General features: G+C 60.7%; 1 protein-coding gene. It reads right to left on the bottom strand.

The genetic code is table 11. The features are described 5' to 3' along the window. Window positions 1-131 precede the first annotated feature (131 nt). The gene (locus C7I85_RS30150; protein WP_106727664.1) at window positions 132-1,505 is read right to left on the bottom strand and encodes an ISNCY family transposase; all 1,374 of its coding nucleotides are present in this window, start codon (window positions 1,503-1,505) and stop codon (window positions 132-134) included. Between the last annotated feature and the right edge of the window lie 99 nt (window positions 1,506-1,604).

Genomic DNA, 1,604 nt, shown 5'->3' with positions numbered 1-1,604 from the left:
TGTGGCGGCCATGTTGAAATGTCCGCCAGTGAGCAAAATAGAAATGTCACTTTGACCCGCCACACGGCACAACGACCAGCCCCGATCTGACCGGCTGGTCCGGGTTGCAAGGCAGATCGGGGCGGGTGATCTCATTCCGCCGCGTCGAGACGAGACAAAGCTTTCTCTCGTCGCGCGAGGACCACAGAATCGTTCACGAAATCCTTCCGACGTCCCGGCCCACGAGCACGCGGCACATACCCATTCTTCTCGCTGTTGGTCCTGACCTTCAGTGGCGGCAACTGCTGCTGCCGCTCCTTGATATAGGCCAGAACATCTGAAAGTCGCTTGTTCTCGGTGATCGCCGCATGGGTCACACGCTGGTCCTTGTCGAACACCCAATAGGGCAGGGAATGTCCCTTCCAACGCACGTCGAGTCGGCCATCGGCATAGGCGTAGGTCTCGACGTAGCGGCCGACCAGCCCGCGCGTCACTGCGTTCTCCTCCAGCAAGATGCGCTGGCGCTCGTAGGAAAACGTCAGCTGGGCGCCGACATAGCGCTGCTCACGCTTGCAGAGAATGTCCTTGAGCCGGTCCGCCATGAGGTTCAGCGGCCGATGCAGGTCCAACGGGCGGGCAGGCGTTCGGGCAAAGCGCGCGTTGTGACGCTCGATAAAGTCAGGCAAAAAGGCGTTGCCCGCTTCCATGTCCGAAATTCCCGCCAGGCGCAGTTCCTTCACCAGACGGTCCTGCAGCGTCCGGTTGGCGCGCTCGACGCGCCCCTTAGCCTGGCTCGAGTTCGCGCAAAGAATCTCGATGTTTAGCTCTGAAAGCGCACGGCCGAACTGCGTCATGCCCTGGCCGCCCTTGGCATCCTTCTTCGCCACCCGGAACACCGAATGCTTGTCGGAATAAAAGGCGATTGGGGCGCCGTGATCCTTCAGATAAAGCTCAAGCGCCTCGAAATACGCAAACGCACTTTCCGAGCGCACGAACCGAAGCTGCATCAGCTTGCCTGTCGCATCATCGATGAACACCAACAGCGAACAGGGCGGCCCGCGATCCTCGAACCAACGATGCTCGGAGCCGTCGATCTGCACCAGCTCGCCTAAGGCCTCACGACGCAGCCGCGGCTGATGGAACGAGCGTCGCTGCTGGCGCGACAACCAGAGGCCGTCGTCCGACATCCATTTGCGCAGCGTCTCGCGTGACACCCTCAGCCCAGCATGCTCGGCGAGCTTCTCGGCCGCCAAGGTCGGACCGAAATCCGCATAGCGCTCACGCACGATCGCCAAGGCATAGTCACGCACACCGTCGCAAATTCGATTGTTCGATCGCCGACCGCGGGCTTTGTGCCGAATTGACGCCGCGCCATCCGCGCGGATCCGCTCCAGAAGTCGGCGGACCTGGCGTGTGCTCAAAGCAAGAACACGCGCCGCCGACACCAGCGTCATCCGGCCGGCGACAACCTTCGACAAAACCTCGATCCGCTGGAGATCACGCTCGCTCATCGCAATCAGTCCCATCCGCAAACCCCCACGCCATCAAACGCGGGGAGTGTGACACTCTTACTTTGCAGATTCAGGACATTCTAACTTTGCGGCTACATTTTAAAGTCGCATAAG

It is taken from the genome of Pseudaminobacter soli (ex Li et al. 2025) (genome assembly GCF_003012705.1).
GTDB lineage: Bacteria > Pseudomonadota > Alphaproteobacteria > Rhizobiales > Rhizobiaceae > Pseudaminobacter > Pseudaminobacter soli.
The sequence above is the reverse complement of the archived record's forward strand: the minus strand, read 5'-3'. Positions and strand labels throughout refer to the sequence as shown.